Raw genomic sequence first — 15,188 nt, 5'->3', positions numbered from 1 at the left:
TGTTTATGGCTTTAGATTCCCCGGCCTCCATCAATGTTAAATATGGCCCCCGTTACTCTGCTGGCTTCATCGGAGCATAGATATACCAGTACATTGGCGATATCATCAGGCTGAATGAGTTCACCCAAGGGAACGCTTTTTTGGAAAACAGTTTCCTTCGCTTCTTCTGCATTGGTACCTTCAGCTGCAAACTGCTGCAGCATGTTTGTTTCTGCCGGTCCTGGATTGACGGCATTCACACGAATTTTGTATTCGGCTAGTTCAATCGCTAGCGCCTGCGTGAAGGCAAGGGCGGCCCCCTTTGACGCTACATATGCATTCAATCCTGGTCTTGGCCTAACGGCGGAAATGGAGGCGATATTGACAATTGATCCGCTTTTTTGCTGTTTCATATAAGGAATCACGGCACGACCTGTTAAAAACAAGGATTTTGTATTAATAGCCATAATCCGGTCCCACTGTTCTTCGGTTACCTTTTCTATTGGAGCAGCAGACTGGGCTATACCAGCAAGGTTGACTAAAATATCGATTCTGCCAAAATGCTGCAGCGTTTGCTCTGCCATTTTTTCTACTTGAACAGATTCTGTAACATCTGCTTGGATTAGTAGGGCTTGGTCTTGCCGATTGGACAATTGCTGCAATGAATCACCTATTTGCAAATCGCAAGCGGCCACTTTTGCTCCTTCATCCAAAAACTTCTGTACCACCGCTTGTCCCATTCCACCTCCTGCCCCTGTTATGATTGCCACTTTATTTTGTAACCGCATGATGGTCTCCCCTCACTTTCTTAAAAGTAAACCTAAACACTGTTCATGATTGATTCGGCAATGGCATCCCCAAGCTCAGCCGTTCTGGCGTTTCCTCCTATATCCGGTGTTCGAATTTTTCCTTCTAACAAAACGGATTCAATGCCATTTAGAATCATATCGTACAGTGGTTTGTAGCCTAGATGGTCCAACATCATCCCCATGCTCCATATTTGTGCGATCGGATTGGCTATTCCCCGTCCTGCAATATCTGGAGCTGAACCGTGAATTGGTTCAAACATGGATGGGTATTTTTTTTCAGGATTGATATTTCCGGACGGTCCCAACCCCAAACCGCCTACAATGGCCGCTCCTAAATCCGTAAGAATATCTCCGAACAAATTGCTGGCCACAATAACTTCAAAATATTCCGGCTTTGTGATGAAGTAAGCAGCCAGGGCATCGATATGGTAAAGATTGGTTTCAATGGAGGGATGCTGGGAACTAATTTCTTTTACGACTTCATCCCAAAAGGTCATCGAAAAATTCATTGCATTCGATTTGGTTGCAACTGTCAATCGTTTTTGTTTATGCTGTTCCGCATAGGAAAAGGCGTATTGGATGATTCTTTCCGTACCAAAACGGGTAAACACATTGTTTTGGATGGCCACTTCATGAGGAGTTCCTTGATAAAGCCGGCCGCCCATGTTTGAATACTCGCCTTCTGTATTTTCACGGATCACCACGAAATCAAGCTCGTCATGGCTCTTCCCCCGGAGCGGGCTATCCAATCCCCTAAGCAATTTAATGGGACGTAAATTCACGTATTGATCAAATGCACGACGGATGGGTAAAATCAGTTCCCACACGGAAATATGATCCGGGACACTGGGGTCGCCTACAGCGCCAAACAGGATGGTGTCAAAGTTTTGCAGGATATCCAGTCCGTTTTCCGGCATCATTTTCCCATGCTTTATGTAATACCGGCAGTTCCAATCGAACATTTGGATATCGAAGTGGATTCCCCCATGAATTTCTTCCATGATTTTTAAAAGTTTCAAAGATTCCCTGACGGTTTCTGGGCCGATTCCATCCCCTGGAATGACCGCTAATGAAAAATAGTCCATAATCCGGTTCAATACTCCCCCCTTCGGTTTATTCATTAATCTTTGGTTGTCCTTTTAAATATATATTCCTGAAAAAATTAACCTATTCCGGATTCCTGCTATTGGTTTAGCCAGAAAGACCTAAATCCTTCATCAGGAGGGAACAGAAAGCAGAGACCTATTAAAAAAACCACTCAGCTATTGGCGGCCGGGTGGTTTTAAGAATCTATTTTTCAGCCAGGCAAAAAAGTTCAGCAAAGTCCGTGACTATGGTTTTTTCTGGGTCAGCGGTTACTTCATAACGCATTTTTTCAAGGCCTAGTTGATAGTCTTGGTCGGATAATAAGGTCAACACCGAAATATCGCGATTTTCTGCGAATCCCAGATAATCGGCTACACGGACTTGTTCCATACGATAGGTGATTTGTAAATTCACAGTAAGACCTCTTAATTGGAGTTCGTGATACAGGACTTCTTTGGTCCAGTATCTTTTTAGATCTTCATAATAGGCGGCAGGAAAGTACTGGTATATCCACCACTTGGGCATTTCGTGAATGGAGATATTATGTAATTTGCAGATTCCGCCTTTTCTTAACACACGTGCGATCTCATCCAGCACTTGTTCCTTTTGGGAATAATGGTGGAACGCGTAATTATTGAAAATGAAGTCGAATGTTTCTAAATCGTAAGGCATACTCTCCGCCAACGCTTGGATTAACTTCGCATTACTCGCCCTCTCCTTGGCCTTTTTCAGCATTTCACCCGAAGCATCGAGTCCATGCCACTTCACCGGGGACGCGGCAAACCCCCCCATCTGTTTCTCCAGATAAAGCCCCGTCCCACAAGACAAATCCAAAACATCATAATGAGGCTGGGGATGCCCCTCCATATATTCCTTTAAATCACAATCAACCCTTACCTCCTCAACCCGATACCGATTCCTATCATACCTTCCTGCAATTCGCGAATAATCAGTAGACCTCATCTCGACTCCTTTCAAGGGGCCTGTCCCCCAGTGCGTTAATACTGTACCGTGGCGGGGGCCTGTCCCCCGGTGCGTTAATGCTGTATCGTAGCGGGGGACAGGCCCTCAGCGTGTTAATGCTGTGCAGTGCCGGGGACTTCCCTCCCTTTTTACTATTTTTTCCCGTGCCATTTCTTTAGATGCTCGGCATGGGTGGTAAGATAGGAGTTGGGTTGGAATAGGTGGTCGTAATAGTCCAGGTCTAGGTGGTGTGATTGCAGGTACATTAGGGAGTAGACGGATGGGTTGGTGGCTGGGAATTTTCCGAATGTGTCGTACATGTATTGGGCTTGGATGCTGATAATGTCTTTAAATTCTTCATCATGGATTTGCGCACTGACGCGAACCTTCTCCGGGTTTTTCCATATTCCTGGTGTGTCCGGATGGAATGGTCCACCCTTGCCAAATTTTCGTTCCACTAGTGCATCGACCGCGTCCCTCATTGTCGGATAATGTGGTGGTGTAAAGGAAGTAAACACCCCTTCAAGGCCTGTAGGGTTCGGGATGGCCCAGCGATCATCGGTATCATAGCGGAATCCAAGTCCCGGAACGTCCGGGTCACCACTAGCGCCTAACACGGTTAACCTGTCTATACCATCAAACATCCAGCCGCCAAGACCAATTGCCTGTTGCAAGAGCATACCTGAATAGGTGGCTGTGGCCAATTCTGCGGACAGTTCCGCCAGTGAATACTGGTCCAAAAAACTAAGCGGGACTGGATTGTCCACATCAACAAGGTGTTTATATTTTTCTAAACCAGGAATTTTCCGATTATGAATATCGTCATAAATCGCCAAGCCATTTTGCACGTAAAAGCATAGATTTAACAGCGTGTGCTGCGCCAAATCACCGACCGGAAACACTAAAAACGTTCCAGGCTGATTAGCTACCCAAGAATTATGGCCTTCCATGTAGGGTTCGTAATTCGGAATATGAAGGCGTTTATCCGATAGTTTTTGAATTCTTTTGCGATGAGCTAGCAACATTTCTTTAGTAGACAGTTGTCCAGTTTCAGACCGCTCCACTTCCGGGGCAAAATCACGGCTTCGGAAAATATAGGTGCCTGTATCGTCAGTAAAAAACACTTCTGATGTATGAAAACCAGCAGCTGACGGATGGGTCCGGCCAGAGGCCGAACCGGAATAATTGGAGAGATGCGGTTTGTAGCGGTCATGTCTTGTCACTGAATGATGCCAGCCCGTCACACCACTGACACCCAATAAAATCAGCAGTTTTTCAAAATTGTTCAGCGGGACCGGCTCATGCTTGGATTTGTAAGCCAGCGGTCCATCTGGAATCTCGGCCCCGAGGAAGAACCGGCGTGAACGCCTTCCGAATATCGCTTCAAGGAGTGAAAATTCTCCCAGTTCTTTCAAAAGTTCATCATTTATTTCCTGTTCAGTTAACTCAAAATCTTTTGTGTTGGCCATATCGAAATTTTCCTCCTATGAAAATAATCAAAAATTCCCATTACCAAAGAATTGGTAAATTATATGTACAGGCAGGAGGAATTATCCCGAGCAGGTTCGTAAAGGCAGTGATAATATTCAAATAAATCCTTAAGGTCCCATAAACACACCCATTAGCCTGTTATTAATAAGATAATGTAGGAGGGATAAATCGTTATGAGCTCGGTTTGGGGATTTTCTCAAGAAATGGTCACTTTGTACGGTATCGCGTTGTTAGGTTTTATTTTAAGAAAAACTGGAACGCTGAACACACATGCCAACGAGGTAATGACACAGCTAATTCTATACGGGACCTTGCCAGCCCTTATTTTATTTTCCTTAGATATTTCTTTTTCTTACAGTTTGGTAAAAGATTTATCCTTGCTGGTGACTATGTCGGTCTTTATCTTGACGGTTTCCTGCTTGTTGGCAGCCTGGATGAGAAAACGCTCGAAGCTGCCGGATGCGCAGCAAAGTGCCTATGAAGGCCTGACCATTTTCGGCAATCAAGGATTCATCGGATATGCCGTTAGCTATCTCCTGTTTGGGGAAAAGGGCATCGTGTTAGCCACGATGTTTAATCTTTTTTATTTCATTCTTATTTGGACATACGGAATCTATTTATTTACTAAAAATAAAGACCGGATTAACTGGAGAAATATCTTTTTCAATCCAGGCATTGTGGCCACCTTCATCGGCCTAATCATGATGTTTTCACCGTTGGGATGGCCCGTAATGGTGGCAAATGGGCTAGAAAGCGTCGGAATGATGACGGTTCCCCTTTCGATGGTTTTGATTGGCAGTTTAGTTGCCAATGCCAATTACAAGGATTTTTTAACCTCGCTTAAAAATCAATACTTATGGACGTCCGCTTTTGCAAAACTCCTGGTCATCCCGCTGTTTTTGCTCCCGTTTGCCGCTTTTTCCGTCCCATTTCCCTTACTGGCCACCGCAGTGATTGTCTCTGGGATGCCGTCTGCCTCAACGGTTTCACTTTATTCACAAAGATACGGGGCTGATGCCTTATTTGCTTCTTTTGGAGTCCTTTTAACAACTTTGTTGTGTCTGATTACAATCCCAATTTTGTATTGGATTTGTATCTTGATTTATTCATGAAACAAAAAACGAGGTATTCCTTTTTAACAGAAATACCTCGTTCCGTTTAGTTAAACAGGCTGAAATTAATGTCAGCAGCTAATGCCTCTTTTTATTTTGCCACATCTTCCTTCGTTGCTCTGCCATCTTCAGCGTACCTTTAATTTTTTCCAACACTTGTTCCTTTTCTTCAAACTTTTCAGTTTCAAAATCCTACACTGGTTTTCCGATTACTGGAGTTTCTGCATTCTTAATTTCATCGACCGCAGGCAATAAATCGCTGATTTCCTTAGCTAACCTTTTTTAATCATTTGCTTTAATGGTTTGGTCGTTTTCCAGTTCGTTGCCAAGTGCCATGACGTCATCAAATTCATATTGCAGTCTATCCGCTTTTTGTTCCAACTTATTGGATTTGAGTCAATGGTAGACTTGGAAGTATCGAGTTCCACAGAACATCCTGCCGCCAATAAGGTAATAAATACCATTGAAGCTGTTATCATTTTTTCATCATGATCCCATCCTTTTTGTTTTTTGGCGACTTGCACCATTTCCTTAAACTGATTCTTATTCTATCCGATAAAATTATCTCTTTTATTAATCAATTCTTACATAACTCTTAAGATAGTTTCTTGGCTTCAGCGGATTTTAATAGCTTGAAATCTTAACAAATTCGTCACATCTTATTTTTTTGATGCTTCAAGAAAAATATAGAATAAAGAAAAGGGGGTCATGATATGAAGAGGATTCTGTTCCTGATTATTGTTGTGCTCCATGGGCTTATACATTTACTTGGTTTTGTGAAAGCCTTTAACATTAAGGAAGTTGAGCAATTGGCCGGATATATTTCAAGGCCAATTGGGGTTATTTGGCTCGTAACCGCGGTCTTGTTTTTAACGGTGGCTGTTCTTTATGTCTTAAAAAACCATACAGTTTGGCTTTACTGCTTTATTGCCGTCTTAATCTCCCAAACCCTGATTGTCATTTCATGGCAAGATGCTAAGTTTGGGAGCCTCCCCAACCTCTTGATTTTCATATTCGCTATTTTCTCGTACGCAGACTGGATTTTTAATGCACAAGCAAAAAAGGAAGTTCAATTACTCCTCAAGTCTGCAAGATCTTCTAATAAAACAACTTTGATAACAGAACAAATGCTCACCCCGTTACCTACGTCTGTACAAAAGTGGCTAAGGCAAATCGGGGTCATCGGACGGCCCAGTATACAAAACGCTTATTTCAAGCAAAAGGTAGAAATGAAATTAAAGCCGGATCAAAAAAAGTGGGCTCCTGCTATCGCTGAGCAGTATGTAACCACCTATTCACCCGGCTTCCTTTGGAAGGTCCATATGAAGATCCTTCCTATTATCCAGGTAGCCGGGAGGGATAAATATATGGATGGAAAGGCGGAAATGCTGATCAAAATCGGTGGTTTATTGCCGTTAGTGGACATAGCGGGTAGTGAAAAAGTCACTCAATCGACATTACAGCGGTTCTTGCTGGAGATGCCATGGTACCCCACGGCTGCGCTCAACCCTTACATTTCATGGGAGGACATAGACAAAAAGACCGCCAAAGCAACATTGGATTATAAGGGTGTGAGCGGCTCAGCTACCTTTTACTTTGATGATTCAGGAAACTTCGTTAAAGCCAGTGCCAGGAGATTTAAAGAGAGCGATGATACCTCTGGACCGATAAAATGTATCGGACAAGCGATAGAAAGCAACACCATAGATGGAGTTAAGATTCCGACCAAACTAACCGTTACTTGGATGATGGAAAATGGACCCTTTACATGGTATAAGGTAGAAATTATAAAAGGAAAGTATAATCTATAAATAAAAACTGCCCTGTCACTTCGTGAGGGGCAGTTTGCACATCTAAAGCAAATGAATACTTTAACACGATGGTTACTGTCCCCGTTCCAAGTTTTTAATAGGGACATTTGGATAAGCATTCTTTTTTTTAAGGCATATCCTATATTAGATATTCGGAATATGACTCTTAAACCATTTCAATGTTGTTGTGAGGTGATCATCATCAAGAAAATCTGCTTTGCCGTTTTGGTGCATGAAAACAGGTCTAGCGTAGAAGATATGATTCGGAATATTCAATATTTCTGCCCTAAAAGTTCTATTGTCCTCTATAACGGTGGTGAAGATCCTGAACTTTGCGAAGGTCTGAACCTTCTAGTCTGCCCTACAAGCAGAAAAATTGTTTATGGGTTACAAGCCATTTATTTGCTTGAAGTAATGAGATGGCTCGAAGATATAAACTTTGACTATGATTATTTGATTAGTCTTGACTCTGATGCTTTATTTGCAAGAAGGGGTTTTGAAGAATTTTTATTCAATTATATGGAGGGCAAAGATTATTTAGGTGTCGATGCAGGGTATAGGGGTGAAGACTGGCCAACTGCCAAATGCGCGAAATATGAATGGGAACCTTGGAAAAACATCTTTCTTAGTGAACGATTTACTAACCTTGGTGTTTTTAATGTTTCTCAAACATTTAGCAGGCAATTAGTAAAAAAGATTCTCTCATTTGAGGAAATCGGCACCGTAGAAAAGAACCTGAATGAAACAACAATATGGAGCATTGAAGAACTTGTATTTGTGAATCTGGTTAAAAGATTAGGGGTAGGAATTCACACCTATCCAAGAGATCCGCATTTCACTCCAGAAACACACGATGCCTATGATGGAATAACGATTCGCTACCGGCCACATTTTACTAAAGAAGAAATCATCCACTGCATAAATGATCCTTTATATTCAACTTGTTATTTGTTCCATCCCATTCACCGTGAGATGTCAGACGGAGCACGTTCTTTTATCCGGTCATTATTAAAAGAATAAAAACTTTCATCTGCCGCTGCCTATAAAGGGCGGCGGATTTTTTCAACTCGAAAAAAGTAGCATTAATAAACGACATTTGGAAATCACTCCAATTCATTCACGTTCTTCAAAGAAGGAAAAAGGTATATTTGATACAAAAAAACCTGCATCCAAGGCACCGTTGCCAAATAATTATTCACACTTACTAAAACCAGTAATAGTCCTATTTACATCCAATTAAAATAACAAAAACTTTATGACTAGATTTTAATAGTCGCTGCTCCACCGCAGTAACGTATTACCTTAGCAAGGGCCTGTCCCTCATTACAGTAGAGTACAACGATACAGCGAACAGTTTTTATAATTATTCTAATTAATAATGAGAATCAATTATTTTTATGGGCATTTATACATGATTTTAATTCTCAATTAGAAAAATATTTTCTCGATTATAATTGAATCGGCTTCTGGGTAGGAATATAATGGAATTGAGGGTGATACCCAGAGGAGGAAGTAAAAATGACGGATTATGATTTTCATCATCTGAACCATGTGAAAAGCCAACAGAAGTCGAGACAAACTTTATGGATTACGTTACTTTTGACCTTATTTTTTACACTGGTAGAAGTGGCCGGCGGCCTAATATCCCATTCCTTGGCTCTATTATCAGACTCAGCACATATGGCTTCCGACGTCATAGCCTTGGGATTCAGCATGGCAGCCATTTATTTGTCGACTAAAAGGCCCAATAAAAAGTATACTTTTGGGTTTCTACGGTTTGAAATCCTCGCCTCTTTCCTCAATGGACTTGCTTTGGCTGTCATCGCCATCGGCATTTTCGTTGAGGGGATTAAGCGGCTGATTACCCCAAGAGAAATTGAACTCGGGTTGATGCTCTCGGTAGCGATTATTGGCCTTATTGTTAATATCATCCTTACTATTATTTTGACCCGGAGCACGAAGCAGGAAGCCAACCTTAATATAAAAAGTGCCCTCTGGCACTTTATCGGGGACTTACTGAATTCTGTAGGTGTCATCGTTTCTGGGATATTCATTTATTATACGGGTTTTAACATCATCGATGCGATTATCAGCATGGTAATTGGATCCGTCATACTGATCGGTGGTTTTAAAATTCTCAGGGAATCCTATCTGATTTTAATGGAATCAGTCCCCGAGCCATATGATCTTGATAAAATCAAACAAGACATTTTGGAAATCAACATGGTGGCTGATGTACACGAAATGCATCTTTGGACTGTGACAACGGATCACTACTCGTTTACGGCACATGTCTTTATAAAGGAAAGCTGCGATTCCGTAATAACAGTCTCACAAATTACCAATTTATTAAAAAAAAAATACGGCATTCTCCATTCGACCATTCAAGTGGAAGATCCCGCCATAAATGATCATGGAAAATATGGTCAACAATTTCTAGCATAAAAAAAGGCAGATTTGAAATCTGCTTTTTTTTGATTAATAATTTTATTGTTTAACATTAATGCAGCAAAAGACACGAGGAAATCTTAATGGATGTGCTGATGAATGTGTCCAGGCGATCCATGATCGATATTTACATTCATAAATAATAAAATTAGCCCAACGGATATCAATAAAACAGCCCAGATTAAATCAAAATTAACAAAGTATTTACGGATGTCCATCAGACCAATGTGATAGACTATTACGGCTGCCAATATCATCACAGCAAGCATCGCCACTTCATGAAAAATATAGAGCGGAATAATTTCACCGATGCTGTCCGCCCCCAAAATAAATGGAGACAGAAGCAACCCCGACCCATGGGTGGATGCAGCCAAGAACGACCAAAGGATGAGCTGCCCATAGCCCACCTTCAAGCCGCCAGTCCATTTAAAATGCCGAAAATACCTGAACAGCCGGTAAATGCCATATCCTAAAACGATACAGGCCATAACGATGTGAACTATATGCAATGGAAACTGAAACCGCGCGTAGGTCTGCAGCAGCACAATCAACCCGTCACCCATGATTTGGCCTAAGCCGATGGGGGCCGCCGAAAAAAACAATACTCGCCGGTCTCCCCTTTGGACGGCCAAAAACACCGCAAACAGCCAGCCCATCGCTGGGTTTAATCCATGGAATGCCCCAAGCAGGGATGCCAGCACGACTTGGCTTCCTTCATGAAAAGTTCCCATGATCTCTTAGCCTCCTATCACGGGTAGCAGAAGGTGTCAGTAGAACAATCTCCGCCCTCCAGCCTGATTTGGTGGGCCCTTTCGCCAGCCAGTTGCAGGAGAAAATCTGGATCGATGTCCATGCCTCCATCAGGATGGACATTCACTTTCACCACTGCACCACCGATGCCATCCGGATAAAATTGATCGTCCCAAGTGCTATAGAGAGAATTGGTGAAATAGAGTCTTTTACCATCTCTGCTTAATTCCACCATCTGTGGTCCACCGGTAATCATTTTTCCATTTGGATGCGGCTTTGGATTGACAATTCCCCCTATGTTTACGGTTCCAGTGAGTTTTGGGTTAAACGGATCACTGACGTCATATTGTCTAAGTTCCCCAGCGGCCCAGCAAGGAACATAAAGGAAACGATCATCAAGTGAGAGCACGATATCGGTCACTAACGGCGGCACCGCCGCAACCCCTTTAAGAGCCGGCGGCAGCTGATCAGGTTCGGCTGGCACAGCAGGGATTTCGATAATCTTCTTTGCCTTCCACTCTCCAGCATCCTGGTACCAAGTCCATATCGAGCTGGCCAGATTGGTCACATCAATTACCACACTGGCAAACCCATACGTTTTCTTTGGATTATGGGCGGGGCGAAGTTCCAACACCATTTGATGCTGGTCGCCAAAATCGATTTCTCCGATATGCCTTCTGGAACGGCTGTCGAAGAAATGGAGACGATGGCCATATTTTCTATCTGATAAGGCCTCGAGATTTAGGCCATCTTCGAAAAGATCAGGAGTGGCCCATTCGCTGGTGATGGTTACGTCATGGGCGATATGCCACCAGAAATCATAGGCAAAATGCTGCGGTCCGCGTTCGATTTCCCATGCCCCCAATACATTAAAATTAAAGTGATCTAATACAAGGATGCCGCCTGGGCCCCCATTTCCCTCTCCTGAACCGAGGGCGCTGATAAAGATGCCTTCAGGTCCGCAATGGACGGTGTGCAAGCGGCTGTAGCCGGTACGCTCCTTAATTTCCTCAGGCTCAATCGTCCGGACTATCTTTGGATTCCTCGGGTCCGGTTTTGTATCCACTATATAAATTCGGGAAGAGCGGATACCAGGCAGAATTAAATAACGCCGCTCCAATTGAGGATGAAACGCTGTCGGGCACAGGGCAGAACTGCAGGCATTCCATCCAAAGTGATGCAGTTCATCCTCCCCTTCCCCGGACAGGACCAATTTATTAATGAGCTGGCCATACGTCGCAGAATCCGGGTCCAGGTCAATGACCCCAATTGCATCCGGTTTTAATAATGCAACATAAGCGATTTTTTCTGGAGGTGCCTCCATTGCGGACTTCGGTGATGGATAAAAGGACTCATCCGTTCCAAACCATTTGGACATGAACATTTCTCCTCTCATCTTGTTTTTAAAATATTTAGCCAATAACTAGGATTTAGTGCCTGATAATCTGCGAGAATTGATTACAATGCATTGTGCAAACTATTCGCAGTTACTCTAATGTGAATTAATAACTGATTCTTTGCCCCCCTTTTTTAATCATATTGTTCCTATTAAAATAGTATGAATAAATTGCGTTGCCTATTAAAATAGCAAAAGGTCCCTGTTTTTAATAAAAACAGGAACCTTTGGTTGACCAATTGGTTAAAATCATATTGTTGTCAGAGACCACCAAGTATGGTTCTACTATAAACGGAAACAAGCCTGATAGTCAATATATTCCAGCTTCACTTTTTGAAATATGCCAGCGTGACTATAAATCGTCCCCTCTGGCGTCCATATTTTTAGTGTCCCATTTGATGTTGATTATTAGTATTCTGTTGCATGTTCCCTTGGAAGGCAGCAGGATTTATATTCCCCATTGGCATTTGGCCTTGGGCATTCATATTTGGATGATAGCCCATCATCCCTTGTGCCATGCCGTTCGCTTTTATCTTTTGGCCCTGTTGCCCCATTGGCATGTTCCCTGCCATGCCTTGGCCTGCATTCATAGAAAAGGCAGAAGGATTGGTTTGTTGGAAAAAGGCCATGGATGGATCATAAGCCTGAGTTTGCCCAGGTTGAACCACATATTGGGCTTTAACCGACTCACTTACCGGTTGATAGCTGTGAAGAAGCGTTTTGGCCGTGTGATCCTTCAATTGCGGGATTTGATAGTAGCCTTGCTGGTTCATGAATAAAAAGACTTCATAGGCCTGATTCGCACAGTTGACCGCCCCGTTCATGAGCATTTGCCGAAGGTTCGGATCGGCAATTTCCAAAGAGGCCTTCATCCCATTGGCAGCCCCGTTTTTATGGCAATGAAGCATCGCCAATGCCACTTCATAATCATTGAAAACCGCATTGGTTTCCGGTGCAATCATGCTCGGATTATTTAAACCATATTGGATTTGCTCCGGCTGGACATTGATATTGGCACTGGAAGGAAGTGGCATAAATGGTTGATAATCGTGCGTGTAAGCCACGATTACATCATATGAATTTACCTCTTCCTGTTGATGACGCTTGATTATTTCCTTTAACTGCGGATTTTTTACTTGTGTCGCATAAAGGTTAAAGTGGCTAATCATATTAATCTTTTCTGCAAGTATTTCATGTACTTCCATTGTTTCATGTGCACCAAAAGGCATGGATAACACTCCTTCTTGTTTTTTTGCGATAGCAAAGCAACAAGGGTATTATCCACCTGGGCGACTGCTTGTATGTGTTACTTTTACAACAGCCATTAGGTAATAACTGGATTACGGAAACCTCCGCAGTCATTTATCGACTACCGGAAGTACCTACTGTTTTAAAGCCTCTTCCACGAACTTGTTTTCAATGACTTTAGACGTATCCAGCTTTTTCGAAATACCCCCGACAGAATATAAGAAATCTGCTTGTTTTTGGTGCGCTTTGGCAAATTCATCTGTAACAGGTGACAATATTGGCGTATTTTTTTCCAGCACTGTTTTGATAATTTCTACCTCAATTCTTTGTTTTTCTGCAATATCTTTAGCTACTCCGTCCAAATCACCCACAAATTCCTTCCGTACCTCTTCATAAGTTTTTAAAAATAGAACCGTTAAATCAGGGTGTTCTTCAATAAAATTCGTACGCGCAATTAGAAAACTCGGAGCATTAATATCAAGGTCCTTTCCAGTCACCAGTACTTTCGCTCCCGTCTGAAACACGGCAGTAGTTGTATATGGTTCCCAAATCGACCAAGCATCGATAGAACCATTATCCAATGCAGGGCGTGCTTCATCTGGCTGAAGCTGGATGATTTCGATATCTTTATCCGTTAAGCCGGCATGGTCAAGAGCCATATACAAGAAATTATACGCGCTGCTGCCTTTGGCAACGCCTACCTTTTTATTTTTTAAATCCTTTAATTCCTTGATGGGACTTCCCTTCGGCACAATAATGGAGTCGCCGTTCTTTCCGTCGCTGGTAACTGCAAGGGCTTTAAAGTCAATATTGCCGGCCTGCCCGGCTATGACGGGTGTGCCCCCTACTGACCCAAAGTCGATCCTGCCGGAAGCCAAGGCTTCAAAATGGGGTGGACCGCTGGCAAATTCATTCCAAGTTACTTTGACACCCACCTTTTCAAAGGCTTTTTCGAAGTATTTGTGTTCCCTTGCATACGGCAAAATACCCGTTTTGCCCTGAACACCAATATTCACAACAATGTTTTCATTTTTCTTGGTTGCCGTTGCGGAGGTTTCGTTTTTGGTCGTACTGCCGCAGGCGCTTAACAACAGTAAAAAAACCAATAGGGCGTATAAGTAAATCGGCTTCCTTTTCTTTATCATATTAAACTCTCCTTGTTTAACTTATTTATCATATTTGAATAGTCGGATTTAACCGAAGTCAAACCAATTTGTTAATCTGACTGTGCATGATTCAGACATTATCCTTGAAAATTGTCCTGCCATTTTAATAATTTTCTTTCTAATAATTTCACAAGTGAATCAGACAGTTTTCCGAAAACTGCAAAGATGATAATCCCTACAAAAACAATAGCCGTTTGGGAAAATTGCCTGGCATCGGTGATAAGATAGCCCACACCTTGGCTTGACCCCATCAATTCTGCAGCGACTAATGAAAGCCAGGCAGCACCCATTGATAATCTCAATCCTAAAAGAATATTCGGTAAGGCCGCGGGCAGAATTAACAGGGTTATTTGTTTCCACCTGCTAAACTCCAGCACTTTGGAAACAGCATACAATTTGGAGTCCACACTGCGGATGCCCAAAAAGGTGTTCACATAGAGAGGAATGAAGGCCCCTTTTGCGATTAATAATATTTTGGACAGCTCGCCAAACCCAAACCATAAAATAAATAGCGGAATGACGGCTAGCGTTGGAATGGTTCGGATCATTTGCAATGTCGGGTCGAGAGTTTGTTCCACATTTTGATTAAATCCGACGGCCAATCCCACCAGAAGCCCCAAGGCCCCTCCCACCAAAAAGCCAACTATAGCCCGGTATAAGCTAATCTGCAAATGGCCCAATAATTCCCCAGTGGTTAACAAGTCAACGAACGTCATAAAAATCACACTTGGCCTTGGAAGTAATGTCTCGGAAATCAGCCCGAATATTCCTGTCAGTTCCCAGATTCCGATAATCAAAACAGGTAAAATAAATCCTTTCAGAATAACCCAATAACGTCCATTATCACGGTTGCTTTTGATCGCCTTTTTCTCGGAAGACTTAACCTTTTCCAATGAAATTGCAGATTCATTACTCACTTTTTCAACCTC

General features: G+C 42.6%; 14 protein-coding genes. 4 read left to right on the top strand and 10 right to left on the bottom strand.

The annotated features are described in order from the left end of the window. Positions 1-11: 11 nt before the first annotated feature. The 4 genes from ACY8D0_RS25785 to ACY8D0_RS25770 form a co-directional block, all read right to left on the bottom strand. Complete coding sequence (locus ACY8D0_RS25785) at positions 12-767, bottom strand: glucose 1-dehydrogenase (protein WP_462413317.1); 756 nt, start codon at positions 765-767, stop codon at positions 12-14. A 32-nt stretch (positions 768-799) separates the two neighbouring features. Further along, positions 800-1,873, bottom strand: coding sequence for a tartrate dehydrogenase (locus tag ACY8D0_RS25780; protein WP_462413616.1), 1,074 nt, complete (start codon positions 1,871-1,873; stop codon positions 800-802). Positions 1,874-2,078: 205 nt separating this feature from the next. Beyond that, a complete protein-coding gene (locus ACY8D0_RS25775; RefSeq protein WP_462413316.1) occupies positions 2,079-2,852 on the bottom strand; it encodes a class I SAM-dependent methyltransferase in 774 nt (257 codons plus the stop codon). Positions 2,853-2,989: 137 nt separating this feature from the next. Then, complete coding sequence (locus ACY8D0_RS25770) at positions 2,990-4,306, bottom strand: hypothetical protein (RefSeq protein WP_462413315.1); 1,317 nt, start codon at positions 4,304-4,306, stop codon at positions 2,990-2,992. 195 nt (positions 4,307-4,501) lie between these two features. Here ACY8D0_RS25770 and ACY8D0_RS25765 point away from each other — a divergent pair, with 195 nt between their 5' ends. Beyond that, entirely contained in the window at positions 4,502-5,440 is a 939-nt protein-coding gene (locus ACY8D0_RS25765) for an AEC family transporter (RefSeq protein WP_462413314.1), read from the top strand. Between the two features lie 272 nt (positions 5,441-5,712). On the opposite strand, the gene ACY8D0_RS25760 is transcribed toward ACY8D0_RS25765, so the two are convergent. Then, positions 5,713-5,967, bottom strand: coding sequence for a hypothetical protein (locus ACY8D0_RS25760; protein WP_462413313.1), 255 nt, complete (start codon positions 5,965-5,967; stop codon positions 5,713-5,715). Positions 5,968-6,153: 186 nt separating this feature from the next. Here ACY8D0_RS25760 and ACY8D0_RS25755 point away from each other — a divergent pair, with 186 nt between their 5' ends. The 3 genes from ACY8D0_RS25755 to ACY8D0_RS25745 all read left to right on the top strand — a co-directional run bounded on the left by ACY8D0_RS25755 (position 6,154) and on the right by ACY8D0_RS25745 (position 9,696). After that, positions 6,154-7,251, top strand: a complete 1,098-nt coding sequence (locus tag ACY8D0_RS25755) for a DUF6920 family protein (protein ID WP_462413312.1) — start codon at positions 6,154-6,156, stop codon at positions 7,249-7,251. A gap of 258 nt (positions 7,252-7,509) precedes the next feature. Then, on the top strand, positions 7,510-8,271 hold the full coding sequence (locus ACY8D0_RS25750) for a hypothetical protein (RefSeq protein WP_462413311.1): 762 nt from the start codon (positions 7,510-7,512) through the stop codon (positions 8,269-8,271). A gap of 498 nt (positions 8,272-8,769) precedes the next feature. Beyond that, positions 8,770-9,696, top strand: a complete 927-nt coding sequence (locus tag ACY8D0_RS25745) for a cation diffusion facilitator family transporter (RefSeq protein WP_462413310.1) — start codon at positions 8,770-8,772, stop codon at positions 9,694-9,696. 83 nt (positions 9,697-9,779) lie between these two features. Here ACY8D0_RS25745 and ACY8D0_RS25740 read toward each other — a convergent pair whose 3' ends face one another. From ACY8D0_RS25740 to ACY8D0_RS25720, 5 genes are all read right to left on the bottom strand, one after another. Beyond that, positions 9,780-10,430: a hypothetical protein gene (locus ACY8D0_RS25740; protein WP_462413309.1), complete on the bottom strand. Its 651-nt coding sequence runs from the start codon at positions 10,428-10,430 to the stop codon at positions 9,780-9,782. 17 nt (positions 10,431-10,447) lie between these two features. Further along, positions 10,448-11,827 carry a selenium-binding protein SBP56-related protein gene (locus tag ACY8D0_RS25735; RefSeq protein ID WP_462413308.1) on the bottom strand — a complete coding sequence of 460 codons (1,380 nt, stop codon included), beginning with the start codon at positions 11,825-11,827 and terminating at the stop codon, positions 10,448-10,450. Positions 11,828-12,228: 401 nt separating this feature from the next. Beyond that, complete coding sequence (locus tag ACY8D0_RS25730) at positions 12,229-13,074, bottom strand: spore coat protein (protein WP_462413307.1); 846 nt, start codon at positions 13,072-13,074, stop codon at positions 12,229-12,231. 153 nt (positions 13,075-13,227) lie between these two features. Beyond that, positions 13,228-14,238, bottom strand: a complete 1,011-nt coding sequence (locus ACY8D0_RS25725) for an aliphatic sulfonate ABC transporter substrate-binding protein (RefSeq protein ID WP_462413306.1) — start codon at positions 14,236-14,238, stop codon at positions 13,228-13,230. 98 nt (positions 14,239-14,336) lie between these two features. Next, positions 14,337-15,176: an ABC transporter permease gene (locus ACY8D0_RS25720; RefSeq protein WP_462413305.1), complete on the bottom strand. Its 840-nt coding sequence runs from the start codon at positions 15,174-15,176 to the stop codon at positions 14,337-14,339. Between the last annotated feature and the right edge of the window lie 12 nt (positions 15,177-15,188).

The sequence above is a fragment of the Neobacillus camarae genome, from assembly GCF_054950115.1.
Note: the sequence above shows the minus strand (reverse complement) of the source record. Positions and strands in the feature narration are given on the sequence as shown.

What these genes read in the sequence shown, in the direction of transcription:
- ACY8D0_RS25785 (WP_462413317.1), bottom strand. Translation starts at nt 767, where the DNA reads ATGCGGTTACAAAATAAAGTGGCAATCATAACAGGGGCAGGAGGTGGA.
- ACY8D0_RS25780 (WP_462413616.1), bottom strand. Translation starts at nt 1,873, where the DNA reads ATGGACTATTTTTCATTAGCGGTCATTCCAGGGGATGGAATCGGCCCA.
- ACY8D0_RS25770 (WP_462413315.1), bottom strand. Translation starts at nt 4,306, where the DNA reads ATGGCCAACACAAAAGATTTTGAGTTAACTGAACAGGAAATAAATGAT.
- ACY8D0_RS25765 (WP_462413314.1), top strand. Translation starts at nt 4,502, where the DNA reads ATGAGCTCGGTTTGGGGATTTTCTCAAGAAATGGTCACTTTGTACGGT.
- ACY8D0_RS25760 (WP_462413313.1), bottom strand. Translation starts at nt 5,967, where the DNA reads ATGGTGCAAGTCGCCAAAAAACAAAAAGGATGGGATCATGATGAAAAA.
- ACY8D0_RS25755 (WP_462413312.1), top strand. Translation starts at nt 6,154, where the DNA reads ATGAAGAGGATTCTGTTCCTGATTATTGTTGTGCTCCATGGGCTTATA.
- ACY8D0_RS25750 (WP_462413311.1), top strand. Translation starts at nt 7,510, where the DNA reads ATGATTCGGAATATTCAATATTTCTGCCCTAAAAGTTCTATTGTCCTC.
- ACY8D0_RS25745 (WP_462413310.1), top strand. Translation starts at nt 8,770, where the DNA reads ATGACGGATTATGATTTTCATCATCTGAACCATGTGAAAAGCCAACAG.
- ACY8D0_RS25740 (WP_462413309.1), bottom strand. Translation starts at nt 10,430, where the DNA reads ATGGGAACTTTTCATGAAGGAAGCCAAGTCGTGCTGGCATCCCTGCTT.
- ACY8D0_RS25735 (WP_462413308.1), bottom strand. Translation starts at nt 11,827, where the DNA reads ATGTCCAAATGGTTTGGAACGGATGAGTCCTTTTATCCATCACCGAAG.
- ACY8D0_RS25730 (WP_462413307.1), bottom strand. Translation starts at nt 13,074, where the DNA reads ATGCCTTTTGGTGCACATGAAACAATGGAAGTACATGAAATACTTGCA.
- ACY8D0_RS25725 (WP_462413306.1), bottom strand. Translation starts at nt 14,238, where the DNA reads ATGATAAAGAAAAGGAAGCCGATTTACTTATACGCCCTATTGGTTTTT.